Here is a 24,469-nt window from a genome sequence, read left to right as displayed (position 1 = left end):
AGGGGCAAAGGCGGAAGGCAAGACAAAAGGACGCGGCACCGGGCCGCGTCGAAAGCCAGTCTGCACGTGGGGTTGGCGCAGCACGGCGCGGCTTTGCCGCCGTGCCGCTTGTGGCGCGAGGCCCGCGCCAATACGGGCATGTCCGCGTGCTTCGCACGATCAGACACGCCAGAGCTTGCAGGGAGAACGACCATGACTGACCGCCGCGATGACGATTTCCGCGTGCGCCCCAGCGCCCCGAAGAACCGGGGCAAGGGCCAAGGCCAGAGCTTCGTTTCCAAGGTGCTCAAGCAGGCAGGCAAGGCCAGCAGCGGCAAGTCCACGATGCGCCGTCCTGGCGCGACGGGTGGCACGGGCCAGCGGCCCGGCTCGCGACTGGGGCGCGGCTACACAGCGGCGCGCTTCGCCGGGGCGAAGCTGACGCCCATGTCTCGGCGCGTGACCATCAAGACGCTGTTGGTGAATCACCAGCGGGCCAGCCCGCAGTCGCTCGCCAAGCACCTGCACTACATCGAGCGCGACGGCGTGGGCCGCGACGGCGAGCCGGGCCAAGCCTACGGGCCGCAGACCGACGTGGCCGACCTCGACGCCTTCAAGGAACGCTGCGCCGACGACCGGCACCATTTCCGCTTCATCCTCTCGCCCGAGGATGGCGCGGAGCTGGAAGACCTGCGTACCTACACGCGGCATCTCATGGGCCGCATGGAGGCCGACCTGGGCACGGACCTCGATTGGGTGGCGGTCAACCACTGGAACACCGACAACCCGCACACGCACATCGTCGTGCGCGGGCGCGACGACACGGGCAAAGACCTCATCATCGCGGGCGACTACATTGCCGATGGCTTCCGCCATCGCGCCGCCGAACTGGCGACCGAATGGCTGGGGCCGCGCACCGAGCTGGAGATCCAGCAGACCTTGCAGCACGAGGTAGAGCAAGAGCGGTGGACGAGCCTGGATCGCACCTTGAAGCGCGAGGCCGGCGACGATGGCCTGGTGCATGTCGAACGGCTCAACGAACCCCGCCTGCAACGCCAGCGCCTGCTGCTGATCGGCCGCCTGCAACGCTTGCAGCGCCTGGGCCTGGCCGACGAGACGCAGCCCGGCACCTGGGCCGTGCATGCCGATGCGGAAAAGACCCTGCGCGCCCTGGGCGAGCGCGGCGACATCATCCGCACCATGCAGCGGGCCATGCGCGGCGAGCCGCGCGAGCTGGCGGTGTTCGAGCCAGGGCAGGACGCGGATGGAAGTGGCCGCAGCATCCTCGGGCGCGTGGCCGCGAAAGGACTGGCCGACGAACTGCGTGATCGGGGCTATCTGGTCATCGACGGCGTGGACGGCAAGGCGCACTACGTCGCGCTCAACGCCCACGACGAGCTGGCGAATTACCCGACCGGCGCCGTGGTGGAGGTCAAGGGATCGGCCGACGTGCGCGCGGCCGACAAGAACATCGCCGCGCTGGCGAGCGATGGCCTGTACCGCACCGACCATCACCTCGCCATCGCGCAGGGCCAGGCCGTGCCCGGCCGCGACCCGCAGGAGGTCGTGGCGGCCCACGTCCGCAGGCTGGAAGCCCTGCGCCGGGCGGGCATCGTGGAGCGGGTGGCCGAGGGGCTATGGAAGGTGCCGGGCGACCTGCCCGAGCAGGGCCGCCGCTACGACGCGCAACGCCTGGGCGGCGTAGCCGTGGAGCTGAAATCGCACCTGCCCATCGAGCGGCAGGCCCGCGTGATCGGGGCCACCTGGCTCGACCAGCAGTTGATCGGCGGCGGCTCCGGCCTGGGCGACCTGGGCTTTGGCGGTGAGGCCAAGCAGGCGATGCAGCAGCGCGCCGACTTCCTGGCCGAACAGGGGCTGGCCGAGCGGCGCGGGCAGCGCGTGATCCTGGCGCGCAACCTGCTGGGCACGCTGCGCAACCGGGAACTGGCGCAGTCCGCCAAGGACATTGCCGCCGACACCGGCCTGGAGCATCGACCCGTGGCCGACGGGCAGCGCGTGGCCGGCATCTACCGGCGCAGCGTCATGCTTGCCAGCGGGCGCTACGCGATGCTGGATGACGGCATGGGATTTAGCCTCGTGCCGTGGCGGCCGGTGATCGAGCAGCGCTTGGGGCAGCAAATCGCCGCAACGGTGCGCGGCGGGCAGGTGTCCTGGAGGTGGGGACGGCAACTCGGCCCAACAATTTAGCGGATCAACCGAATCGTTTTTCCAGTTCGGCGCCTCTTATAGGAAAAATGGGAGCAGTCGGTGCCTCCATCCAATCCGGGATCAACGATCCCCAACCTTGAGGAGCTTGTAACCATGTCTTGTTACGTTCGTTCGATGGTGGCTGGATTTGTCGCCACTGTAGCGCTGTCGCTGCTGATGCTGATGAAGGGCGCCATGGGCTTGATGCCCGAATTGAATCCAATCGCCATGCTCACGGAGATGGCGCACGCAAAAATGGGTATGCCGGCTTCGCCCATGGTCGGATGGGTGGCGCACTTCATGATTGGCACCGTCGTGTGGGGCATCCTGTTCCAACTGCTGTATGGCAGGCTGCCAGGGCGCAGTGCGCTGCTCAAGGGAATGTCGTTTTCCTTGCTAGCTTGGCTCATGATGATGATCGGTCCGATGCCAATGGCCGACGCAGGCCTGTTCGGGATGAACCTGGGGATGATGGCGCCGATGATGACCCTGATGATGCACCTCATTTGGGGCGCAGTGCTGGGCTACACCTATGGTCGGCTCAATGCCAATTCGTGCGCTGTTCGGACTGCAACTTCTTAATGAGCAGAAATTGCCATATTGAGGATACGAAAATGATGAAGGACACAGAGGCTACGGCGGAACGCGAGATTCCGCCGGATAACAGTACGCTCTACGTCGGGTTGGGCCTTGGACTGGGTAGCTATGTGACAGCCACCAGCGTTTTAGCAGGCTTTGTCTGCCCGGTTTGCGTTGTAGCAGCTCCCGCTTTGCTTGCGACAGGTGTTTATCAGAAAATTAGGAATCGTAGCCGAAGACCCGAGAATCGGAGCGAAATACAAATAAAGGCTCGCTGAATTAACCAATCATCGAGTCAGCACAGGAGATCAGCATGGGCACCCCTGTTGGCGACCGCAACAATTTAATCATGGCGGCACAGACTGGAGACGCGGCCGCCCTTTCCCGTCTGCTGGCAGTGTGCCAAGCCGATGCACGCCGCTATGCGTACAAGCACTGCCATGCGAGCGACGTTGATGATGCGGTTCAAGAATCACTACTCATCATTTCTCGCAAGGTCAGCGGGCTAAAAGCGGCTGCGGCCTTTTCATCGTGGCTGTTCACGGTCATCAAGCACGAATGCCGCAAGCTCGCGCGGATGATGTTCAAGCACGAGCCACTGCCTGATGAAGTAGCCGAGGAGCTGCTGCTTCATCGTCCCGACGATGAATTGAGAATCGATCTTGCCAATGCCCTGGAGTCGTTGCCTGCCCATTACCTCGAAGTGGTACTTCTGCGCGACTTCGAGGAATTGACCATTGCCGAGATCGCTGCTCAGTTGGGTGAGCAGCCCGGCGCGATCAAGAGTCGGCTCCATCGTGCCCGCGAGCTAGTGCGCGAATACATGCTCAGTTCAGAACCATCCTCGGGGCACGGACACCGCACACCGACGAAATAGCCAAGCTGAGTCCTCGTCCGGGCCGCCTCGCCAAGCGAGGCGGCAATTTCTTGCGCATTGTCATGGATAACCCTCAATTGCTAGGCCCAGGCCAGTGATTGAGGTTTTTTTGCTTTCTACCGAACCGTTTTGCACGGCGGTCGCCTCTTAGGAAATGAGGCTGGCGATTGCTGGCCGATTACCCGCAGCTCACTCGGCTGCTTCTTTCCTATCAGGAGATCACAATGTCAAACCGTATGTTGTCCGCCGCCGTCGCCACGGCGTTTGTCGCAGCCTTCGCCGCCCCCGCCTTTTCGCAGGGCATGAGCCAGGCCGACATGCAGAAGAAGATGCAGGAGAACCAAGCCAAGAGCATGGAGATGATGAAGACCGGCAAGTTCGACAAGTGCTATGGCGTTGCCCTGAAGGGGCAGAACGACTGCTTCGCCGGCGCCGGCACAAGTTGCGCGGGTACCAGCACCGCCGACTACCAGGGGAACGCCTGGAAGCTGGTCGCCAAGGGCACCTGCACCACGATCTCGACGCCCAACGGGCACGGCAGTCTCAGCGCCAAGTCCTGACGCGAGCATTCACCTTGGTGGGCGGTGGCCTGTCGCCCCGCCCGCCAGCTTGTGACAACGAGGATCAACATGGGCATTCACCAAACTGCGCACGCCGCCGGGCGGGGAATCCCTGCGCGAGCCGGCGTAGGCCTTAAGGCCGACCACTACCGAACCATCATCGAAACGCGGCCGGATATGGGCTTCTTTGAAGTTCATGCGGAAAACTACATGGGCGCTGGCGGCCCGCCCCATCGCTACCTGACGGCCATCCGAGAACACTATCCCCTGTCGTTGCACGGCGTGGGCCTGTCCATCGGTGCCGACAGGCCACTCGACCAAGCGCATTTGCTGCGTCTCAAGGCGCTGAACGAGCGGTACGAACCCGGCCTGCTTTCCGAACACCTGGCATGGTCTTCACATGGCACCAGCTACCTCGATGATCTGTTGCCGGTGCCGTACACCGACGACACGCTGAACCGCATCTGCGAGCACATCGACCAGGTGCAAACAGCTATGGCCCGGCAAATGCTGCTGGAGAACCCCGCGACCTACATCTGGTTCAAGGAGAGCACATGGCGCGAGACGGATTTCATCAGGGAGATCACCCGGAGAACCGGGTGCGGTCTGCTGCTGGACGTGAACAACGTCCACGTGGCGAGCACGAATCAGCAATGGGACGCGCGCGCCTACATCAACGATTTCCCCCTCGACCATGTGCAGCAAATCCACTTGGCCGGCCACTCCCTTCAGACGGACGAGAAGGGACGCCCTTTGCTGATCGACTCACACGACCAAAGAGTGGATGAGCGGGTGTGGAACCTCTTTAGGCAGGTCATCCAATGCATCGGGCCAGTCCCTACGCTGATCGAGTGGGATTCCAACATTCCCGCATGGCCCGAGCTGCAAACAGAGGCCGTGATGGCCGATGTGCTGATGGGCATGTCCAACGTACAGGAGCGACGCCATGGCACGCTTGGCTGAACGCCTGGAGGAATTCGCCTCGGCGCTGCTCGACCCGGAACGCGCGGTGCCCGAGGGGCTGGTCGGCCCCGACGGCGAGCCGAGCGCACGGCGCTTTGCCGTCTATCGGAACAATGTGTTCGTTGGCCTGACGGACGCGCTGCGCGCGGGCTTTCCCTGCGTCGTCAAGCTGGTGGGCGACGAATTCTTCGCGGCGATGGCCCGCGTCTTCGCGGCCGCCACGCCGCCCAGCTCGCCGGTGCTGCTGCACTACGGCGCCGAGTTCCCGGACTTCATCGCGTCCTTTCCACCCGCGGAACCCTTACCCTATCTCGCCGACGTGGCCCGCATCGAGCGCGCCGCGACCGAGGCGTACCACGCGCACGAGGCAGAACCCTTGGCGCCCAGCGTGCTTGCAGGAGTACCGCCTGACCAAGCTTCCATGCTGCGGTTTCGGCTCCACCCTTCCGTGCGCCTGGTGCGTTCGCCATTCCCAGCCTTCACCATCTGGAGGATGAACACCTCGGATGGCACGCCAGCACCCGTTGACCTCTCCGAAGCGCAGGACACGATGGTGCTACGCCCCGACGCCGAGGTGGACGTGCGCAAGATACTTCCCGCGAGCCATGACTTCGTAGCCGCGCTCGGCCAGGGCCTGACGCTATCGCAGGCCATGGAAACGGCCCTCGCCACCGACGGCGATTTTGACCTGTCGGAGAACTTGCGGGAATTGATCCAGATGGGCGCCTTTGTCGGCTTCGCGTTGGAAGCCGGGGAGAACGATCATGAGTAACTTCCAAGTGCCGAAAGGTTGGCCCGGAATACTTGGCGCGGCGAACTGTGCATTGCACTGGCTGGCAAAGATCGCCGGCATGGCCGCGCCGCTGTTCCTTCGGGTGGCGCTGGCCTTGCCCTTCTTCAAGTCGGGCCTCACCAAATGGGACGGTCTCCTGTCGCTGTCGCCAGCGGCGAGTTTTCTGTTTGAAGATGAATTCAAGCTGCACATCCTGGGGAAGGTCTATGACCTGCCTGCGCCGGACGTACTCGCCTTCGCCAGTGGATCGGCCGAGATCATCTTTCCGATCCTGCTGATTCTCGGACTTGGCACGCGCATGAGTGCCCTGGGCTTGCTCGGCATGACGGCGGTGATCCAGCTCATCGTGCCGGACGGGTGGGCGAACTTTCATTTGCCCTGGGCGACGATGGCGATTGCCCTGATCGCTATCGGGCCGGGCCGGCTTTCACTCGACCATGGGATTCGCGGCTTCTTGGAGCATTGCGAGGCTTCGGCCTGACAAGGAGGTCAGCATGCTTGCATTGCGCGCCATATCCCTCGTGATGGCAGGTTTCTTTGCTTCGGGGGCCGGAGCTGCCGATGGGCTGATTGCGGTACAAAGCCCGTACAGTGTCAAGGAAACGATTGACCGTTTCGAGACGGCCGCCAAGTCTCGGGGCATCTATATCTTCCTGCGCCTCGATCACGCGCAGGGCGCGAAGAAGGTCGGCAAGGACTTGCGGTCGACCGAGCTTCTGGTGTTCGGCAATCCCCAGGGCGGCACCCCCTTGATGGAATGCGCGCAGACTGCCGGTATCGACCTTCCGCTCAAGGCCTTGGCCTGGCAGGACGCGACTGGGCAAGTGTGGCTTGGCTACAACGATCCGAAGTATCTCGCATCGCGCCATGGCGCCGACAACTGCGGCCCCGTCGTGGAAAACATCTCCAAGGCGCTGGGCGGCATGACGCAGGAGGCGATTCGGAAGTGAGCGCGCTCGTCCGTCTTGGCCTCACCGTCAGGGCAGTGAAGCGCCTGTTTTGCTCCGCCTGCGCCATACTGGGGGCAGCATGTTCAGAGACAAGGCGCCAATGTCCACAGAGCCTGCGAATCGGCAATCGAGGGCGGTACTGACGAACGCTGCGATCACGCCGTAGTGTCAGCAGCCGTCCATATGCCAGTTCAACCGCCATGCAGCGCGTCAATCAACGGGCAGGACACATGGCCCTCATGCGCACAGCATTCGTTCACCAATTTTGACAGCGCCTGTTCCATCCGCATAAGGTCGTTCAGGCGGGTGCGAACATCGGCCAGCCGCAGTGCGGCAAGGTCGGCTGCTTCACTGCAATGGGTGCCGTCCTCCAGCTTCAGCAACTCCCCGATTTCATCGAGGCTGAATCCCAGCCGCTGCGCCGCCTTCACGAACTTCACCCGCGCCACGTCGGCGCTGCAGTAGCGTCGAATGCTGCCGTAGGGCCGGTTCGGCGTCGGCAGCAGCCCTTTGTGCTGATAGAAGCGGATCGTCTCCACGTTGACCCCGGCTGCCTTGGCGAAGGCGCCGATGGTCAGGCTTTCCAAGGTGTTTTCCATTCCGCTTGACTCCGTAGTTGACTACGGAAGTAACGTTACTCCAACGAGCAAATCCTCGAAAGGAGAACCTGATGTCGGAATCGCAAGACGGGCGCGGCGCCCTCGCCGCCGGCGGGCTGGCCGCCATCCTCGCTTCGACCTGCTGCCTGGGGCCACTGGTTCTGGTCGCTCTGGGCTTCAGCGGTGCCTGGATCGGCAACTTGACCGCACTGGAACCGTATCGCCCGATCTTCATCGGCGCGGCGCTGGTGGCGTTGTTCTTCGCCTGGCGACACATCTACCGGCCGGCAACTGCCTGCAAGCCGGGCGAGGTGTGTGCGATCCCGCAGGTTCGCACCACCTACAAGCTGATTTTCTGGATCGTGGCAGCGCTCGTTCTGGTCGCGCTCGGATTTCCCTACGTGTTGCCTTTCTTCTATTGATCGGGAGTTCACCATGAAAAAACTGCTTGCCTCCCTTGCGCTCGTTGCCGTCACCGTTCCAGTGTGGGCCGCTACCCAGACCGTCACGCTGGCCGTGCCCGGCATGACCTGCGCCGCTTGCCCGATCACCGTCAAGAAGGCGCTCTCCAAGGTCGAGGGCGTCAGCCAAGTCGATGTGACCTTCGAGAAGCGCGAAGCGGTCGTCACCTTTGATGATGCCAAGGCCAGCGTCCAGAAGCTGACCAAAGCCACCGAAGACGCGGGCTATCCGTCCAGCGTCAAGCGCTAAACCGGGAGCGATGCCATGAAACCGATTGCGCGTATCGCCGACAAAGCCGGGGCATTGGGCACCCTCGTCTCCGCGATGGGCTGCGCAATGTGCTTTCCCGCACTCGCCAGCCTAGGCGCGGCCATCGGGCTGGGTTTTCTCCAGCAATACGAAGGCTTGTTCATTTCCAGGCTGTTGCCATTGTTTGCTGCATTGGCGCTTGCGGCCAACGCGCTCGGTTGGCTACGCCACCGGCAATGGCACCGGAGTCTGCTGGGTATGGTCGGTCCCGCCATCGTTATCGTGGGCGCGGTCTGGCTGCTTGGCACCGCTTGGATGCGGCCCCTGGTCTATACGGGGATCGCCTTGATGGCCGTCGTTTCGGTCTGGGATTTGGTATCTCAGGCCAACCGCCGCTGCGGTCCTGACGGCTGCGAACTGCCCGCGAAACACGGCTGACTGGCTTGCGCCACAACGAATTGAAAGGAATGACTTCATGACACAGTTGAAGATCACCGGCATGACCTGCGACTCCTGCGCGGTCCACGTCAAGGAAGCACTGGAAAACGTGCCTGGCGTGCAATCGGCCGAAGTGTCCTACACCAAGGGCAGCGCCCAGCTCGCCATCGCGGCCGGCACTTCACCCGATGCCCTGATCGCGGCTGTCGCCGGACTCGGCTACCGCGCGGCGCTGGCCGATGCGTCGAACGCGCTTCCCAAAGGCGGACTGCTCGACCGCATGCGCGATTGGGTCGACGGCGGCGACAAGGCCAGCCACGACGGCGGCCTGCATATTGTCGTCATCGGCAGCGGTGGGGCCGCGATGGCGGCGGCGCTGAAGGCCGTCGAACGCGGCGCACGGGTGACGCTAATCGAGCGCGGCACCATCGGCGGCACCTGCGTCAATGTCGGCTGCGTGCCCTCGAAGATCATGATCCGCGCCGCCCACATCGCCCACCTGCGCCGCGAAAGCCCGTTCGATGGCGGCATCCAGGCGAACCCGCCGCTGATCCTGCGCGAACGGCTGCTGGCCCAGCAGCAGGCGCGCGTCGATGAGTTGCGCCATGCCAAGTACGAAAGCATCCTGGACGGCAACCCAGCCATCATGCGGCTAGCGGGCGAAGCCCGTTTCAAGGACGGCCGCAACCTCACCGTGCGGCTGAACGAGGGCGGCGAGCGCGTGGTTTCGTTCGACCGCTGCCTGATCGCCACCGGCGCGAGCGCGGCGGTGCCGCCGATCCCAGGCCTCAAGGACACGCCCTACTGGACTTCAACCGAGGCGCTGGTGAGCGACACGATTCCCGCACGCCTAGCCGTGATCGGCTCATCGGTAGTGGCTGTTGAGCTGGCGCAAGCCTTCGCCCGGCTTGGGGCCAAGGTCACGATCCTGGCGCGCAGCACGCTGTTCTTTCGCGAAGACCCGGCCATCGGCGAAGCCGTGACGGTGGCGTTTCGCTTGGAGGGCATCGAGGTGCTGGAACATACGCAAGCCAGCCAGGTCGCGCACGTGGACGGCGAGTTTGTGTTGACCACCAACCATGGCGAACTGTGTGCCGACCGGCTGCTGGTGGCGACGGGCCGCACACCTAATACGCGCAGCCTCAACCTCGAAGCCGCCCGGGTGGCGGTGAACAAGCAAGGGGCCATCGAGATCGACCTCAGCATGCGCACCAGCGCCCCGGACATCTACGCCGGCGGCGACTGCACCGACCAGCCGCAGTTCGTCTACGTCGCGGCGGCGGCTGGTACCCGCGCCGCGATCAACATGACCGGCGGCGACGCGTCGCTGGACCTGACCGCCATGCCAGCGGTGGTGTTCACCGACCCACAGGTCTCTACCGTGGGCTTGAGCGAGCAGGAGGCGCACCACGCCGGCATCGAGACCGACAGCCGCACGCTCACCCTCGACAACGTGCCGCGCGCGCTCGCCAACTTCGATACGCGCGGCTTCATCAAGCTGGTGATCGAGGAAGGCAGCCACCGTTTGATCGGCGTGCAGGCGGTGGCCCCAGAAGCGGGCGAGTTGATCCAGGCAGCGGCGCTGGCGATCCGCGCGCGCATGACGGTGCAGGAACTGGCCGACCAGTTGTTCCCGTATCTGACGATGGTCGAGGGCCTGAAGCTCGCCGCGCAGACCTTCAGCAAGGACGTGAAGCAGCTATCGTGCTGCGCTGGATAGCAAAAGCTAAGAAGGTTGCGCCCCCTCAGGACGGTGAAAGGCGCATCCTTCTCAGCCTGCCCCATACGAGGAACAGCATGGTCAGAGTTAAGGTGCCAATGCCCACGGAGGCCGCGAATCGGTAATCGACGGCTGGGATGATAAACGGCAGCAGGCCCACGGCGAGCGCCGGCGGCACGTGCAGATCGAATAATCGCAAGATTAGGATGCCGCATGCCGCGCTGGAGATCACCGCCAGCGGGGCGCCCCCGAACGTCGTGACCAGTGCAACCCCGATCAATGCGCTCAGGGTACACGCGACCGGCAGCAGCAGCGGCTTCTTGACCCAAGGGCAAACGTCCGCATGGGCAAACATTTCAAAGCCGATCACGATAAGCGGCGGGAACAGGATCAACCGCCAACCCGTGGCTTCGGCCAGAATCGCCGTGCCTACCAGAAACACCAGAAAGAACGGGAGCCACGAGTAGGTGCTTGGAGTTTCCTCGGTAACGTCATCGGCCACATCGGAGGCGGTTCGCACCGGCGGTAGCGGGACGAAGCGAGGCCAGACAAGGGAGATCGCGGCGAGCAATATCAGGCCGACCAGCAACGATGCCGGGTAGTACCAGCTTGTGATGTTGAGTGAGATTGGCAGCACGCCCGCCGAAATGGCCGGGGCAATCGATGACTTCAATATGCGGATGATGAGCATCGCGGCTGCGGTCGCCAGCAGGATCGGCACGATCCCGCTGCCCATGCTTCGGGCGAAGATCGTGCCTACCAGCCCGGTAAGAAGCGGTGTGAGAACCAGCATCCCCGGCGCTTTGGCCCAGGTGCCGTGCGGTCGCTTGATGATGTCATGGGCCAGGGCGCCTAGTTCGGGAAAAAGAATGTAGTGAACATGCGTGGCCGCCGCGATCCACGCGATGACACCCATGTAGAGCGCCGTCAGCAACTCCCCAAAGAATCCCCACGGCAGCGACGATCGCCGTATACCAAACAATCTCATGCCTTCCATCCACGACATCCATTTTCTTGAAGGCCCACCTCGGGCAAGTGATGGTTGACTCCAAGGTGGGGCGCCGTACTTATTTCGTCCCTATCGGCAGAGCGTAGGACGCAAAGGCCGCGTCCACGGGTGTGTCGAACAGGTGATTGGTGTAGTTCGAGATCGTCTTGACGGCGATGGCGAGCACCACCTGTAGAGCCTGCTGCTCGCTGTAGCCCGCGTCGGTGAAGGTCTGCAAACTCGCCTGCGACGGATTGCCCCGCGTCTGCACCATGTCCTTGACGAAGGCGGTAAGGGCGTGCAGCTTCGGGTCATCCATCGGCGTGCCCTCACGGATTGCCTGGAGCGCCTGCGGCGGCACCTTCGATACCTTCTCGGCGATCATGCTGTGAGCGGCCACGCAGTAGTGGCAGCCGTTTTCCCGACTGATGACCAGCAGCACGACTTCCTGCTCGGCCGGCGTGAAGCCGGATTCCTTGCGGAACCAGTCATACCCATGGAGGTAGGTCGAGAGCGCGCCAGGGGCGTGGGCCATTTCTCCATACATGTTGGGAACAAATCCCTGCTTCCTGCGCGTGTTACTCAGGAACTCGCGGCTCCTTTCAGGGGCGGTGTCTTCGGTAAGAAGAGGCAGTGTCAGCTTGGCGTTCATGGAGTGCTCCTAAGTGGAAATATTCCGGCTTCCAGATTGGGTTTGATGATGGCGAAGTTGGGCGAGACGTCGAAGTCGCGCGGGGCGAACAGGCTGTGGTGCCGCACATGAAGAATCTCGGCCACACAGCCGGGGCACATCGGGTCCTGCGACGGCACGGTCTCGATCAGCGGCAGGATCGGATAGCGAATCGACTGGAAAGCTTGGGCGATCAGCGTCGAGCAGATGGCGCGGGTGGGGTCGCCGCTGCCCAGGCCGAGCATGCGACGGCGCCAACGCACCGGCACCGGCGGCGTGGGCAACAGATATCGGGCCAGGTCGATCACGTTCTTCAAGTCGTACTGATGGCCCAGCCGAGCCACCGCCGTGCCGACCAGGGTGTCAATCTCGGCAGCGGTCAGGCCCACGGGCCGGCACACTCGGGTATGCAGATCGGCGAACTCGGCCACGCTGACCAGACGCACGCCTTCGCGTAGATCGGCTTCAAGAAAGCAACGGGGCCGCCCTTCGGCATCGGTCGGCCTGCCGGCCGTGCCGACAAACAGTGCCGCGTGCGACCAGGTGGATTGGGTCAGGTACTTGATGGCCACGCTGACCCGGCTCTGACCTTCGACCAGCAGCACGTCGCCGGGCTGCAGGCACGCCATGAGAAGGTCTGGATCGGTCGGCGGGGCCACGCTATGCACATGGTGGGGCCGACTGAGGTAGCGGCTCAGTCCTTCTCCACAGCGGCGCGCGATGCTGTCCAAGATGTTTCCCACGGCGTCACCCTGTCGAAACGAAGGTGAAATTCGGGCGCGGCATGGCTCAGAACCTCGTCGTCAGTTGTGTGAGCCAGGCCGGTGAATGTTCCACAAGCCATGCTTCCATCGGCTTGTCGGCGCCTGTCAGGATCAGGGCGGCCAGGGCAAGCATGATCGCGCCCAACAGGACTTTCCCGGCCTTGCCGGCGTGCAGGAGCTTGGATCGCGTGCGGCCGATCGCGCTGCGCGACACATAGGCCAGTGCAACCAGGGGCAATGCCGCGCCGATACCGAACACCGCCATCATTGAGCCTGCTTGCGCCAGGTTCGTACCCTGGCTGGCCAGAACGATGGCCGCGCCAAGCGTCGGCCCCACGCAGGGACTCCAGACCAGCCCCAGCACTAGGCCCACCACGAACTGCCCCGTCAGCCCGTCCAGTTGGACACGCGCAAGCAGGTCGTTCCCGGCATTGCCGATGCCGGCCGTCAGCGACGCAAACAGCTGCTGGAGGGCGCTGGACATGAGCACCACGCCTAACAGTCCCAGGACGGCCGCGCCCACGCCCCGGAAGATCGTTGTGTCGATGCCGAGCGAGGCGCCTGCCCAGGCCAGCGCCGTGCCGACAATGGCATAGGACAGAGCGAGGCCGCCCGCCAGGGCCAACGGCGCGTGCCGATGGGCGTTGACCGCCGAGCCAATCAGGATCGGTACGATGGGCAGGACGCAAGGCGACAGCGTGGAAAGCACCCCCGCGAGCAGTCCGAGGCCGTAGGAACCGAGGCCGAGCGTCATCAGCGCGTGGTCTTCTGAATCAGGCCCTCGATGCCGGCCTCGGTGGTGTCGCCCACGGAGCGGGCCACTTCCTGGGTGCCTTTGAAGCCTACCAGCGTACTTTGCATGCTGACCTTGAAGGCCCGGACGGTGCTCTTTTCGCTGTCGAAGTCCACGGTCAGCAAGGTCACGTCCTTGTAGGCGGGCTGCTTCATTAGGGTTTCCAAGATCGGCTTCTGCGCCTTGCAGGTCGGGCACCACGTCGCGCTGACGTCCACTACCACGGGCTGGCCAGCCTGCGTCAGACGGTCGAACTCGGCTTGGCTGAACGGTTTGATCTCCCCGGCGCTGGCGATGCTGGCGAACGTGGCAAGAGCGAGAAAGGCGGCGGTCATACGTAGTTTCATGGGCGTAATCCTGAATAAGGGGAGAACCGCCCAAGGCGATGACTCGCGCGGGCGAACACGGTCGCCAAGAGTGACGGCCTCTTCCTAAGAGGCGGGGAGTCGTCAAGATGGTTCGCATCCGAGCGAAAAAAATCTGCGAGGCCGCACTGCGGAATCTGTCCCCGCTTTTGGCAGGGCCAGCTTTTTTGCACATGCGGCGAACCGTTTTGGCGGTTGCGCCCCTCTTATTGGCAGGAGGGAGTAGTGCGGCCGCCCAAGGGGGGCGTCCTCAGCATCTCTCAGTTCTTCCCGTCGCACCGTTCCCAGGTGATAGGAGCGCATCATGTATTGCAGCACTTCTGTTAAAGCGCAATTGGTTCGTGGCGCATTGGCCGTGACATCCATTGCGGGCGCCATCGTTTTAACCCCTAACTTTTGGCCTGCGGCAGGGCTATTTGGTTTGGCCATCTATCTTATGCGCGGGTGTCCCGCCTGCTGGCTCGCGGGACTAATGGAAGCCATTCGGGTTCGCAACGAGCGCAAGTCGCTGCTGTAGCTCGATCCACGAACATGGAGCTACGTCATCTACGATGCTTTCTTGCGGTTGCGGAGGAACTCCACTTCGCTCGTGCCGCCGAACGACTGCACATTGACCAGTCGCCGCTATCCCGTACCATCAAGGAACTAGAGGAAGAACTTAGCGCACGCCTTTTCGTTCGCACCACCCGCAGCACGCAATTGACCCGCGCTGGCCGACTACTCTTGGAGCACGTGCCGCGCATCTTCGCTGCATTGGAGCAAGCGCGCGATAGCGTCAAATCCGCTGCCAACGGCTTTCACGGTCAGTTGCGCATCGCCTTGTCCGATGGTGTGACGCCTTCGCGCTTGCCGGCCTTGCTGGCACGATGCCGTGAAGAAGATCCCGAAGTAGAGATACGGCTGTTTGAAGTGCCACTAGCCCAGCAGATCAAGGGTCTTCACGATGACCTATACGATGCTGGATTTTCGATGGCAGATGACGTGGGTGATGGCATCTTGGTTGCTCCCGCCTGGGAAGATGAATTGATGCTGGCGGTGCCGGCACGCCATCCGGTGCTGGCCTATAAGCGCGTTCCGTTGGAGGAAGTATTGCGCCATCCGCTGGTTCTGGGCGATCCAGCCGTATGCGAGGGCCATGCACGGCAGGTCGAACGTATCCTGCGCAAACATGAACAAGAGCCGTTGATCGTCCAGCACGTCGCCAGCTTCGATCTGATGATGACACTCGTTTCTGCTGGAATTGCATTGGGGTTGGCCGGCACGGCGCACATCACAGGCAGCCGCGAGCCTGGCGTCATAGGTCGGCCGTTAGCGGGACAACCACCGATGTTGACAACCTATCTACTTCGCCGCGACATGGAGCCATGCGAGATGTTGACTCGCTTCATTGAACGAGTTGCTTGCCTCGATTCAACAGATGACATTGGCACTGCCTAAGATTTCCAGAACTGCGATGAAAGGACTGGAGCCATGAACAAATTGCTACCGCTGCTGATGATCGCCGCCGCATTGGCGGCATGCGGTCAATCCCAACCTTCGGAAACTGTGGACTACCTTGTGGCCCATCCTGAGCGCATCAAGGAACTCCAGCGCCAATGCAAGGAGGATCGCGCGAAGGTCGGCGACGAACTCTGCGTGCGCGCGGCCGAAGCCGCCAATCGGCGCTTCTTCGGTGATCGACCCGAGCAGAAATCCAAGTAGCGCCCCTCGCAGTCGCTACGCCGCGACAGAATTCGCGCCGTTACCTCATCACGCCGCAACGCGCTCGCGTTCGCGGCGTTTTTATTGTCTTCGCCCTTGCAAGAAATCTGGCCTTTTCAGCCTGAATTGCCGCCAGAACGGCCTTTGACCGACCTGCGCACGCGCCTTGATCCTCAGTGCTGCGGCACCTCCGTGTGCCGTGATTGGAGACAAGGTCATGCAAGGGACGAACGTGCTGTTCGGTCAGATTGCCGTCGTATTCGGCATCGTGATCGCCGGCGTGTGGGCAGCCACACAATGGACGGCAGCAGCCCTTGGCTATCAAGTACGCCTTGGCTCGCCCTGGTTCGACTTCCTGGGCACGCCGGTCTATCACCCGTGGCGGCTGTTCGAGTGGTGGTTCTTCTTCGACGCCTACGCACCGCGTGTCTTCGACATTGGCGGCGCGATTGCCGGCGGCAGCGGCCTTGTCGCCGTGCTGGTTGCCATCGGCATGTCGATCTGGCGCTCGCGCCAATCACGCCTCGTCACCACCTACGGCTCGGCCCGCTGGGCGAACGCGGAGGACATTCGCAAGGCGGGTCTAACGCAGCCAGCCGGCGTGTTCCTCGGCCAGCATAACCGGCAGTACCTGCGCCATGAAGGCCCAGAACACGTCTTGACCTTTGCGCCCACGCGCAGCGGCAAAGGCGTTGGCCTGGTGGTGCCGACACTGCTTTCCTGGCCCGCGTCCGCCGTCATCCACGACATCAAGGGCGAGAACTGGCAGATCACCGCCGGCTGGCGCTCGCGCTTCTCGCATTGCCTGTTGTTCAACCCCACGGATGCGAAGTCGGCGGCCTACAACCCGCTGCTGGAGGTGCGACGCGGCGCGCATGAAGTGCGCGACGTGCAGAACATCGCGGACATTCTGGTCGATCCCGAAGGCGCGCTGGAGCGGCGCAACCATTGGGAGAAGACTTCGCACGCGCTGCTGGTCGGGGCCATCTTGCATGTGCTCTACGCGGGCGAGGACAAGACGCTGCGCGGCGTCGCCAACTTCCTCTCCGATCCGGCCAGCCCATTCGAGCTGACCTTGCACCGGATGATGACCACGCCCCATCTGGGCGATGGCCCGCATCCGGTGGTTGCCTCTGCGGCGCGCGAAGTGCTCAACAAGTCGGACAACGAGCGCTCGGGCGTCTTGTCCACGGCCATGTCGTTCCTCGGCCTGTACCGCGACCCGACGGTGGCCGAAGTCACCTCGCGCTGCGACTGGCGCATCGCCGATCTCATTTCCGTCGAGCACCCCGTATCGCTGTACCTCGTGGTGCCGCCTTCGGACATTTCGCGCACCAAACCGCTCATCCGCCTGATCCTCAACCAGATCGGCCGGCGGCTCACCGAATCACTCGACGGCAGCGATGGCATCGAGCGCCGCCACAAGTTGCTGCTGATGCTCGACGAATTCCCGGCCTTGGGCCGGCTCGACTTCTTCGAGACGGCACTGGCCTTCATGGCGGGCTACGGCATCCGCAGTTTTCTCATCGCGCAGTCGCTCAACCAGATCGACAAGGCGTATGGGCAGAACCATTCGATTCTGGACAACTGCCATGTGCGCGTGACGTTCGCCACCAACGACGAACGCACCGCCAAGCGCATTTCCGAAACGCTTGGCACCGCTACCGAGCTACGCGCGCAGCGCAACTACGCTGGTCATCGGCTCGCGCCGTGGCTGGGCCACCTGATGGTGTCGCGGCAGGAGACGGCCCGCCCGCTGCTGACGCCGGGCGAAGTCATGCAGCTTCCGCCCGACGAGGCCGTGGTGATGGTCTCCAGCGTCGCGCCGATCAAGGCCAAGAAGCTGCGCTACTACGCAGACAGCAATTTCAAGCGGCGCGTGCTGTCACCGCCTGTGCTCGCTGCCGGGCGCTATGCCGATGTTCCTCCGGTACGCCCCGACGACTGGAGCGGACTGGCGATTCCGCCGACGCCTGCCGCACCGGCTACGTCATCCGCCGATGGCCTGGAACACCTGGGCACGGCCGACGACGGCTGCCCGCGCCGCCAGCCAGAGCTAACTGAGGCCGTCGCCTACGACCCCGAGAGCGCCGCGCCCGCGGCCGACCTCGGCCTGCTCGATGACGACGACGACCTGCCGCTTCCCCTTCCGCGCCAGCTTGATCCGGCCATGCAGCGCACGGCCCGGCTGGCATCCCTCGACCCCAACGACGGAATCGAGCTATGAGCCACTACCGCCTGAACCTCTTTATCCAGCCCGAGCACGCCCAGCGGCTCGATGAACTGGCCGCCAAGAAAGGCGTGTCCAAGTCCAGCATCGTCGCTGCCGCCTTAGCGTCTTGGCTGTCGCCGGACGCGGCCGACCAGCGCGAAGCGGCCATCGCCAAGCGGCTGGATCGGCTGTCGCGCCAAGCCGAGCGCATGGAGCGTGACCAGAACATCGCCATCGAGACGCTGGCGCTGTTCATCCGCTACTACCTCACGGTCAGCACGCCGGTTCCCGAGGCCCACCAAGACGCGGCCCGCGCCCAGGGCAAGGCGCGCTTCGAGCAGTTCGTCGAACAGCTCGGCCGCCACCTGCTGCGCGGGCGCAGCCTCGTGCGTGACGTGGTGGAGGAACTGCATCCCGACCCGATGCGAATGGGGGGCACGGCGGCAGCCGCCCAGGCCCAGGAGCGTGCGTCATGAGCACCACTCCCCAATCCATGACCACTGCGGCGCTTGACCGACGTATCCAGATGCTGCGCACGGCAATGGGGCCGCTGATCGCCGCCGCGCTCGAAGACCCGGACGTGGTGGAAATCATGCTCAACCCGGATCGCACCCTCTGGGTGGATCGCCTGTCCTCGGGTCGCGCCCCGATGGGCGTGGAGATGCCCGAAGCCGATGGCGAGCGAATCATCCGCCTCGTCGCGGCCCATGTCGGTGCGGAAGTGCATCGCGGCCAGCCGCTGCTATCGGCCGAGTTGCCCGAAACCGGCGAACGCTTCGAGGGCATCTTGCCGCCCGCTGCACCGGGGCCGGCCTTCGCGCTGCGCAAGCGCGCCATCGGCGTCATTCCGCTGGAGCGGTACGTCGTGGAGGGAATGATGACGGCCGCACAGGCGGGCTTTCTGGTTCGCGCTGTGCGCGAGCGCAAGAACATCCTGATCGCCGGGGCCACCAGCAGCGGCAAGACGACCCTTGCCAATGCTCTGCTCGCCGAGATAGCCGCCACGGGCGACCGCGTGCTGGTGCTCGAAGACACGGTGGAACTGCAATGCGCGGCCCGCGACCACGTACCGCTGCGCACCCGCGCTGGCGTGGTGTCCATGACCGAGCTGGTGCGCTCATCCATGCGCCTGCGCCCGGATCGCGTGGTCGTTGGCGAGGTGCGCGGCGCCGAGGCGCTGGATCTCATCAAGGTATGGGGCACGGGCCACCCCGGCGGCATCGCCACGATCCACGCCGGCTCCGCACTGGGCGCGCTGCTGCGCCTGGAGCAACTGATTCTCGAAGTGGCGGTGAACCCGCCGCGTGCGCTGATCGCCGAGGCGGTCAACGTGGTGATCCACATCGCTGGGCGTGGGCGCAAGCGCCGCATCGAGAGCATCGCCCGCGTCGTCGGCTTCGACGGCGTGGGCTACCAACTGGCGGACGCACTGGAGACGCCGTTCCCCGAGCTGCTGCCACTTCCCGATGCCGCACCCGCTGCGGCGATTTCCCCGTCCCCTGACCAACCTGGAGAACTGCCATGACGCAGATGATCGTTCCTGCTTTCCGTTTTTCTGCAAATCCGGCTTTGCGCCTGCCCACACGGTCGCGGCTGCACAGCCTGGGTCGCCCTGCGGCGCAAGGGCTGCTGCTGTCCGCGCTGCTGCTGTTTCTGGCCGGCACCGCGCAGGCCGCCGGCTCCTCGATGCCCTGGGAAGGCCCGTTGCAGTCGATTTTGGAGTCGATTCAAGGGCCGGTGGCGCGCATCGTCGCGGTCATCATCATCATCGCGACGGGCCTGGCGCTCGCCTTTGGCGACACGTCGGGCGGTTTTCGCAAGCTGATCCAGATCGTGTTCGGCTTGAGCATCGCCTTCGCGGCTTCGAGCTTCTTCCTGTCCTTCTTCAGCTTCTCCGGCGGAGCTGTCGTATGAGCGGGTCTGACACCTTCGCGGCCGGGTTCGAGGTGCCGCTGCATCGCTCGCTGACCGAGCCGATCTTGATGGGCGGTGCACCGCGCACCGTGGCGATTGCCAACGGCACGCTGGCCGCCGCCGTCGGGCTGGGCCTGCAACTGTGGATTCCGGGCGTGGTGCTCTGGATCGTCGGCCACGCGCTGGCGGTCTGGGGTGCGCGTGTCGATCCGCAGTTCATGGCCGTGTTTGCCCGGCACATCAAGCACCGCCCGCTGCTGGACGTGTGAGGGGACGCCGCCATGCTGAACCTTGCCGAATACCGCCAGCGGCCCGCGCTGCTGGCCGACTGGCTGCCCTGGGCCGGGCTGATCGCGCCGGGCGTCGTCTTGAACAAGGACGGCAGTTTCCAGCGCACGGCGCGGTTTCGCGGGCCTGACCTCGACAGCGCCACGCAAGGCGAGCTGATCGCCACGTCGGCCCGCTTGAACAACGCGCTGCGCCGGATGGGCTCGGGCTGGGCGCTGTTCATCGAGGCCGAGCGCCGCGCTGCGGCCGACTACCCACATTCCGACTTTCCCGAACCGTTGTCTTGGCTAGTGGACGAGGAACGCCGGGCAGCGTTCGAGGAATCGGGCAACCATTTCGAGAGCGGCTACCACCTGACGCTGGTGTACCTGCCGCCCGAGGAATCCCGCGCCCGCGCGGCGGGCATGTTGTACGAGAACCGTCCCACCGAAGGCGTGGACTGGCGCGAGCGACTGACCGCCTTCATCGCGGAAACAGATCGCGTCTTTGACCTGCTTGATGGCGTGATGCCGGAGATTGCCTGGCTGGACGACAGCCAGACGCTGACCTACCTGCACGCGGCTATCTCGACGCGGCGCTACCGTGTGGGCGTACCTGAAGTGCCGTTTCACCTCGATGCGCTGCTGGCCGATGCCCCGCTGGTCGGCGGCCTCGCGCCGATGCTGGGCGACCAGCACCTGCGTATTGCGACAGTGCGGGGCTTCCCGACCTCGACCTGGCCGGGGATTCTGGACGACCTCAACCGCCTGGGGTTTGCGTACCGCTGGAGCACGCGCTTTCTCTGCCTCGACAAATCCGAGGCGGAAAAAGAACTCGCCCGCCTGCGCCGCCAGTGGTTCGCCAAGCGCAAGAACGTCATCGCGCTGCTGCGCGAAACGATCTTCCAGCAGGAAAGCCCGCTGGTGGACACGGATGCCAGCAACAAGGCCGCCGACGCGAACGCCGCCTTGCAGGAGCTGGGCAGCGATCAAGTGGCCTTCGGCTACCTCACCGCCACGGTAACGGTGCTCGATGCCGATCCCGCCGTGGCAGATGAAAAGCTGCGCATGGTGGAGCGCGTCATCCAGGGGCGCGGCTTCGTCACCATCCCCGAAACGCTCAACGCCGTGGATGCGTGGCTGTCCTCGATTCCGGGGCATGCCTACGCGAACGTGCGCCAGCCCATCGTCTCGACGCTGAATTTGGCGCACCTGATGCCGGTGTCCGCCGTGTGGGCCGGGCCGGAGAAGAACGAACACCTCGACGGCCCGCCGTTGATCGTCACGCGCACCGAAGGCGCGACACCGTTCCGGCTGGTGACGCACATCGGCGACGTGGGCCACACGCTGGTGGCCGGCCCGACCGGCATGGGCAAGTCGGTCTTGCTCGCCACCCTGGCGATGCAGTTCCGCCGCTATCGCGGCTCGCGCATCTTCGCGTTCGACATGGGGCGCTCGATGCGCGCCACGATCCTGGGCCTCGGCGGCGAGCACTACGACCTCGGGCTGGATGGCGAGATCGCTTTCCAGCCCTTGGCGCGCATCGACCGCGATGGCTACCGAACCTGGGCCGCCGAATGGATCGAGGGCCGCTTGCTGCACGAAGGTGTCGCCGTCGGCCCCGAAGAAAAGGCGGCGGTCTGGTCGGCACTTGGCAGCCTTGCCGGTGCGCCGGTGGAACAGCGCACCATGACCGGCCTGTCGGTGCTGCTGCAATCGAACGCGCTGCGCCAGGCGCTCGCGCCCTATGTGCTGGGCGGTGCCCACGGCAAGCTGCTGGACGCCGACCGCGACCGACTGGGCATGGCCGACGTGCAAGGCTTCGAGATGGAAGAGCTAATGCACAGCAAGGCTGCGGTGCAGGCGGTGCTGCGCTATCTGTTCGCCCGCTTCGATGAGCGCTTCGACGGGGCGCCGACGCTGCTGATCCTCGATGAGGCGTGGCTGTTCCTCGACGAGCCCGCGTTTGCCGCGCGCATTCGCCAGTGGCTCAAGACGCTGCGCAAGAAGAACGTCAGCGTCATCTTCTCCACGCAGTCGCTCGCGGACATCAAGGATTCGAGCATCGCGCCGGCCATCATTGAGAGCTGCGCCAGCCGCATCTTCCTGGCCAATCCGCAGGCGACAGAACCGCAGATTCGCACGATCTACGAAGGCTTCGGCCTCAACAGCCGGCAGATCGAGATCGTCGCCACCGCGCAGCCCAAGCGCGACTACTACTACCAATCCCGTCTCGGCAATCGCCTGTTCGACCTTGACCTGGGGCCGGCGGTGCTGGCCTTCGCGGGCGCTTCCACGCCGCAAGACCAGCGCGACATCGACGCGGTGCTCACCGTGGCTTCCACCGCTTCTTCCACGTTCGCAGCCGCATGGCTGCGCCACCGCAGCCTCGATTGGGCGGCCGAGCTGCTGCGTGACTTCCCCGGCACGCCGCCGGGCGCCGCCTTTGTTCCCACCCATCCGCAGGAGAACCACCCATGAAAACCCATGCTCCCAAGCTCGCCGCGTTGACCGCCGCCTGCGTGCTCGCCTTCGGCATCGCGCAGCCCGCGCACGCGCTGTTCGGCGTCGGCGACATCGTGCTCGACCCGACCAATCTGGTGCAGAACACGCTCACCGCCGTTCGCACGCTGGAGCAGATCAACAACCAGATCCGCCAGCTCCAGAACGAAGCGCAGATGCTCATCAACCAGGCGCGCAACTTGGCCAGCCTGCCGTCCAGCGTGGTGGGCCAGTTGCGCGCGAACCTGGCGACCACCCAGCGCCTCATCGCGCAGGCCAAAGGCCTGGCCTACGACGTGACGAACATCGACCGCGAGTTTTCGCGCCTGTACCCCGAGAAGTACGCCGCCACGGTGAGCGGCAATCAGATGTACCTCGATGCGCAGGAGCGCTGGAAGAACACGCTCAACGGCCTGCAGACCACCATGCAGATGCAGGCCCAAGCGTCGCAGAACCTGAGCGACGACGAAAGCGTGCTGGCCGACCTCGTGGGCAAGAGCCAGTCGGCGGAGGGCGCGTTGCAGGCGATGCAGGCCATGAACCAGTTGCTCGCCCTGCAGGCCAAGCAGTCGATCCAGACGCAGCGGCTCCAGATCACGCAAGACCGGGCCGCCTCGCTGGAGCTGGCGAGGCAGGCCGCGGCCACGGAGCGCGGGCGCGAGGTGACGCGCCGCTTCCTGGGCGAAGGCACGCCGTACACGCCGCAGCCCGTCCATTTCTACAACCGCTGACGGGGACGGCCATGAAGAACGCGCCCGTCCTGTTCGCTCTCACGTCCCTGTTGGCCGGCTGCGACCGGCCGCCCGCGGTGGATGCACTGGCCGCTGACCCGTCCCGGCTGCACACGCTGCGCGCGCAATGCCGTGCGGGCGAGCACGGCGGCGCGTTCTGCGCGCAGGTGGCGCAAGCCGACCTGCGCCGCTTTCTCTCCGGCAAGGCCGGCCCCGGCGAGTACCAGACGCCCGCCGACCTGCCGCCGATTCCGCCCAGCTTCGATGAGCCCGCCGATGGCAACGGGCCAGGGCAGGAGGACTCGCCATGAACGACGTGACCATCATCGACCGTTTTCTCGATACGTTCTCGCGCTACATCGACTCGGGCTTTGGCCTGCTGCATGGCGAGGTGGCCTTTCTCACTGCCACGCTGATCGTCATCGACATGACCATCGCCGGGCTCTTCTGGGCGATGGGACATGCCACCGGCCAGGGCGAGGACGTGATCGCCAAGCTGATCCGCAAGGTGCTGTACGTCGGCGCCTTCGCCTACATCATCGGCAACTTCAACTGGCTGGCCGGCATCGTGTTCCGTTCGTTCGCGGGCCTGGGCCTGACCGCCAGCGGCTCGACCCTGAGCATGGAGAACTTCCTGCAACCGGGCAGGCTGGCCAAGGTCGGCATCGACGCCGGGGCGCCGATCCTCAAGCAGATCGGCGACATGGCGGGATTTCCTGAGGTGTTCGTGAACATCACGCCCATCGTCGTGATGTTCCTCGCCTGGCTGATCGTCCTGCTGTGCTTCTTCGTGCTGGCGATCCAGCTTTTCATCACGCTGATCGAGTTCAAGCTGACCACGCTCGCGGGCTTCGTGCTGGTGCCGTTCGCGCTGTGGAACAAGACCGCGTTCCTGGCAGAAAAGGTGCTGGGCAACGTGGTGTCCTCGGGCATCAAGGTGCTGGTGCTGGCCGTCATCGTGGGCATTGGCTCGGGCCTGTTCGCCGAGTTCCAGGTGCAGCCGGCCGAGCCATCCATCGACCATTCGGTCGTTGTCATGCTGGCCTCGCTGACCCTGCTGGCGCTGGGCATCTTCGGGCCAGGCATTGCGGCCGGGCTGGTGTCGGGTGGCCCGCAGCTCGGCGCGGGCGCGATGGCCGGTGCCGCGCTGGGCGCGGCCTGGCTGTTATACACATCTGACGCTGCC

At 64.5% G+C, this 24,469-nt stretch carries 30 protein-coding genes; 24 read left to right on the top strand and 6 right to left on the bottom strand.

From position 1 onward, the window contains the following. Positions 1-192 precede the first annotated feature (192 nt). The 8 genes from JYJ84_RS08705 to JYJ84_RS08670 all read left to right on the top strand — a co-directional run bounded on the left by JYJ84_RS08705 (position 193) and on the right by JYJ84_RS08670 (position 6,909). Positions 193-2,187, top strand: coding sequence for a relaxase/mobilization nuclease and DUF3363 domain-containing protein (locus JYJ84_RS08705; RefSeq protein WP_034112315.1), 1,995 nt, complete (start codon positions 193-195; stop codon positions 2,185-2,187). 114 nt (positions 2,188-2,301) lie between these two features. Continuing rightward, on the top strand, positions 2,302-2,769 hold the full coding sequence (locus tag JYJ84_RS08700) for a DUF6789 family protein (protein WP_034112313.1): 468 nt from the start codon (positions 2,302-2,304) through the stop codon (positions 2,767-2,769). 310 nt (positions 2,770-3,079) lie between these two features. Further along, a complete protein-coding gene (locus JYJ84_RS08695) occupies positions 3,080-3,643 on the top strand; it encodes an RNA polymerase sigma factor (RefSeq protein WP_034112311.1) in 564 nt (187 codons plus the stop codon). Between the two features lie 224 nt (positions 3,644-3,867). After that, a complete protein-coding gene (locus JYJ84_RS08690) occupies positions 3,868-4,203 on the top strand; it encodes a DUF2282 domain-containing protein (RefSeq protein WP_034112309.1) in 336 nt (111 codons plus the stop codon). Positions 4,204-4,272: 69 nt separating this feature from the next. Then, the gene (locus JYJ84_RS08685) at positions 4,273-5,166 is read left to right on the top strand and encodes a DUF692 domain-containing protein (RefSeq protein ID WP_052229529.1); all 894 of its coding nucleotides are present in this window, start codon (positions 4,273-4,275) and stop codon (positions 5,164-5,166) included. Continuing rightward, on the top strand, positions 5,150-5,938 hold the full coding sequence (locus JYJ84_RS08680; protein ID WP_034112307.1) for a DUF2063 domain-containing protein: 789 nt from the start codon (positions 5,150-5,152) through the stop codon (positions 5,936-5,938). The genes JYJ84_RS08685 and JYJ84_RS08680 overlap by 17 nt, the downstream gene beginning before the upstream one ends. Beyond that, entirely contained in the window at positions 5,931-6,440 is a 510-nt protein-coding gene (locus JYJ84_RS08675; protein ID WP_052229528.1) for a DoxX family protein, read from the top strand. Before JYJ84_RS08680 ends, JYJ84_RS08675 begins: the two co-directional genes overlap by 8 nt. 13 nt (positions 6,441-6,453) lie before the next feature. Beyond that, positions 6,454-6,909, top strand: coding sequence for a DUF302 domain-containing protein (locus JYJ84_RS08670; RefSeq protein ID WP_034112305.1), 456 nt, complete (start codon positions 6,454-6,456; stop codon positions 6,907-6,909). A gap of 191 nt (positions 6,910-7,100) precedes the next feature. Here JYJ84_RS08670 and merR read toward each other — a convergent pair whose 3' ends face one another. After that, a complete protein-coding gene (gene merR / locus JYJ84_RS08665; protein ID WP_034112304.1) occupies positions 7,101-7,508 on the bottom strand; it encodes an Hg(II)-responsive transcriptional regulator in 408 nt (135 codons plus the stop codon). A gap of 71 nt (positions 7,509-7,579) precedes the next feature. Between merR and merT the strand changes: the two genes are divergently transcribed. Genes merT through merA form a run of 4 tightly spaced genes read left to right on the top strand, consistent with a single transcriptional unit; the run spans position 7,580 to position 10,377 of the window. Then, positions 7,580-7,930 carry a mercuric ion transporter MerT gene (gene merT, locus JYJ84_RS08660; protein ID WP_034112303.1) on the top strand — a complete coding sequence of 117 codons (351 nt, stop codon included), beginning with the start codon at positions 7,580-7,582 and terminating at the stop codon, positions 7,928-7,930. A 13-nt stretch (positions 7,931-7,943) separates the two neighbouring features. Then, positions 7,944-8,219, top strand: coding sequence for a mercury resistance system periplasmic binding protein MerP (merP, locus tag JYJ84_RS08655; RefSeq protein ID WP_034112302.1), 276 nt, complete (start codon positions 7,944-7,946; stop codon positions 8,217-8,219). 15 nt (positions 8,220-8,234) lie between these two features. Then, positions 8,235-8,657, top strand: coding sequence for an organomercurial transporter MerC (merC, locus tag JYJ84_RS08650; RefSeq protein WP_034112301.1), 423 nt, complete (start codon positions 8,235-8,237; stop codon positions 8,655-8,657). A 37-nt stretch (positions 8,658-8,694) separates the two neighbouring features. After that, the gene (gene merA, locus JYJ84_RS08645) at positions 8,695-10,377 is read left to right on the top strand and encodes a mercury(II) reductase (RefSeq protein ID WP_034112300.1); all 1,683 of its coding nucleotides are present in this window, start codon (positions 8,695-8,697) and stop codon (positions 10,375-10,377) included. A 25-nt stretch (positions 10,378-10,402) separates the two neighbouring features. Here merA and JYJ84_RS08640 read toward each other — a convergent pair whose 3' ends face one another. The 5 genes from JYJ84_RS08640 to JYJ84_RS08620 form a co-directional block, all read right to left on the bottom strand. Beyond that, positions 10,403-11,374, bottom strand: coding sequence for an HPP family protein (locus tag JYJ84_RS08640; RefSeq protein ID WP_206600606.1), 972 nt, complete (start codon positions 11,372-11,374; stop codon positions 10,403-10,405). A gap of 70 nt (positions 11,375-11,444) precedes the next feature. After that, on the bottom strand, positions 11,445-12,017 hold the full coding sequence (locus JYJ84_RS08635; protein WP_034112296.1) for a carboxymuconolactone decarboxylase family protein: 573 nt from the start codon (positions 12,015-12,017) through the stop codon (positions 11,445-11,447). Next, positions 12,014-12,766 carry a YiiX/YebB-like N1pC/P60 family cysteine hydrolase gene (locus JYJ84_RS08630; RefSeq protein ID WP_211505971.1) on the bottom strand — a complete coding sequence of 251 codons (753 nt, stop codon included), beginning with the start codon at positions 12,764-12,766 and terminating at the stop codon, positions 12,014-12,016. Before JYJ84_RS08630 ends, JYJ84_RS08635 begins: the two co-directional genes overlap by 4 nt. Positions 12,767-12,824: 58 nt before the next feature. Further along, positions 12,825-13,553 (bottom strand): cytochrome c biogenesis CcdA family protein, encoded by a 729-nt coding sequence (locus tag JYJ84_RS08625; RefSeq protein WP_034112294.1) that lies wholly within the window; start codon positions 13,551-13,553, stop codon positions 12,825-12,827. Further along, positions 13,553-13,939, bottom strand: coding sequence for a thioredoxin family protein (locus JYJ84_RS08620; RefSeq protein ID WP_034112292.1), 387 nt, complete (start codon positions 13,937-13,939; stop codon positions 13,553-13,555). Before JYJ84_RS08620 ends, JYJ84_RS08625 begins: the two co-directional genes overlap by 1 nt. Positions 13,940-14,261: 322 nt before the next feature. On the opposite strand from JYJ84_RS08620, the gene JYJ84_RS08615 reads away from it, so the two are divergent. The 12 genes from JYJ84_RS08615 to trbL all read left to right on the top strand — a co-directional run. Next, the gene (locus tag JYJ84_RS08615) at positions 14,262-14,474 is read left to right on the top strand and encodes a hypothetical protein (protein ID WP_052229527.1); all 213 of its coding nucleotides are present in this window, start codon (positions 14,262-14,264) and stop codon (positions 14,472-14,474) included. A 14-nt stretch (positions 14,475-14,488) separates the two neighbouring features. Continuing rightward, on the top strand, positions 14,489-15,394 hold the full coding sequence (locus JYJ84_RS08610; protein ID WP_034112290.1) for a LysR family transcriptional regulator: 906 nt from the start codon (positions 14,489-14,491) through the stop codon (positions 15,392-15,394). 33 nt (positions 15,395-15,427) lie between these two features. Continuing rightward, on the top strand, positions 15,428-15,658 hold the full coding sequence (locus tag JYJ84_RS08605) for an EexN family lipoprotein (RefSeq protein ID WP_034112288.1): 231 nt from the start codon (positions 15,428-15,430) through the stop codon (positions 15,656-15,658). A 217-nt stretch (positions 15,659-15,875) separates the two neighbouring features. Continuing rightward, positions 15,876-17,885, top strand: a complete 2,010-nt coding sequence (locus JYJ84_RS08600) for a conjugal transfer protein TraG (protein ID WP_034112285.1) — start codon at positions 15,876-15,878, stop codon at positions 17,883-17,885. Further along, positions 17,882-18,346 carry a CopG family transcriptional regulator gene (locus tag JYJ84_RS08595; RefSeq protein WP_034112282.1) on the top strand — a complete coding sequence of 155 codons (465 nt, stop codon included), beginning with the start codon at positions 17,882-17,884 and terminating at the stop codon, positions 18,344-18,346. The genes JYJ84_RS08600 and JYJ84_RS08595 overlap by 4 nt, the downstream gene beginning before the upstream one ends. Continuing rightward, positions 18,343-19,395 carry a P-type conjugative transfer ATPase TrbB gene (trbB, locus tag JYJ84_RS08590; protein ID WP_034112280.1) on the top strand — a complete coding sequence of 351 codons (1,053 nt, stop codon included), beginning with the start codon at positions 18,343-18,345 and terminating at the stop codon, positions 19,393-19,395. Before JYJ84_RS08595 ends, trbB begins: the two co-directional genes overlap by 4 nt. Then, positions 19,392-19,784 (top strand): TrbC/VirB2 family protein, encoded by a 393-nt coding sequence (locus JYJ84_RS08585; RefSeq protein WP_034112278.1) that lies wholly within the window; start codon positions 19,392-19,394, stop codon positions 19,782-19,784. Before trbB ends, JYJ84_RS08585 begins: the two co-directional genes overlap by 4 nt. Then, on the top strand, positions 19,781-20,053 hold the full coding sequence (locus JYJ84_RS08580; RefSeq protein ID WP_034112276.1) for a VirB3 family type IV secretion system protein: 273 nt from the start codon (positions 19,781-19,783) through the stop codon (positions 20,051-20,053). Before JYJ84_RS08585 ends, JYJ84_RS08580 begins: the two co-directional genes overlap by 4 nt. Positions 20,054-20,065: 12 nt before the next feature. Beyond that, entirely contained in the window at positions 20,066-22,531 is a 2,466-nt protein-coding gene (gene trbE, locus JYJ84_RS08575) for a conjugal transfer protein TrbE (protein WP_034112274.1), read from the top strand. Then, the gene (gene trbJ / locus JYJ84_RS08570; protein ID WP_019726306.1) at positions 22,528-23,283 is read left to right on the top strand and encodes a P-type conjugative transfer protein TrbJ; all 756 of its coding nucleotides are present in this window, start codon (positions 22,528-22,530) and stop codon (positions 23,281-23,283) included. Before trbE ends, trbJ begins: the two co-directional genes overlap by 4 nt. Positions 23,284-23,294: 11 nt before the next feature. Then, positions 23,295-23,594 (top strand): hypothetical protein, encoded by a 300-nt coding sequence (locus JYJ84_RS08565; RefSeq protein WP_019726307.1) that lies wholly within the window; start codon positions 23,295-23,297, stop codon positions 23,592-23,594. Further along, positions 23,591-24,469: P-type conjugative transfer protein TrbL (gene trbL / locus JYJ84_RS08560; RefSeq protein WP_205189164.1), on the top strand; the 879-nt coding region annotated here is incomplete at its 3' end. The genes JYJ84_RS08565 and trbL, both read left to right, overlap by 4 nt.

It is taken from the genome of Burkholderia sp. LMG 13014 (genome assembly GCF_905232215.1).
In the GTDB taxonomy this organism is placed as follows: Bacteria; Pseudomonadota; Gammaproteobacteria; order Burkholderiales; family Burkholderiaceae; genus Burkholderia.
This window is presented reverse-complemented; position numbering and strand designations above follow the sequence as displayed.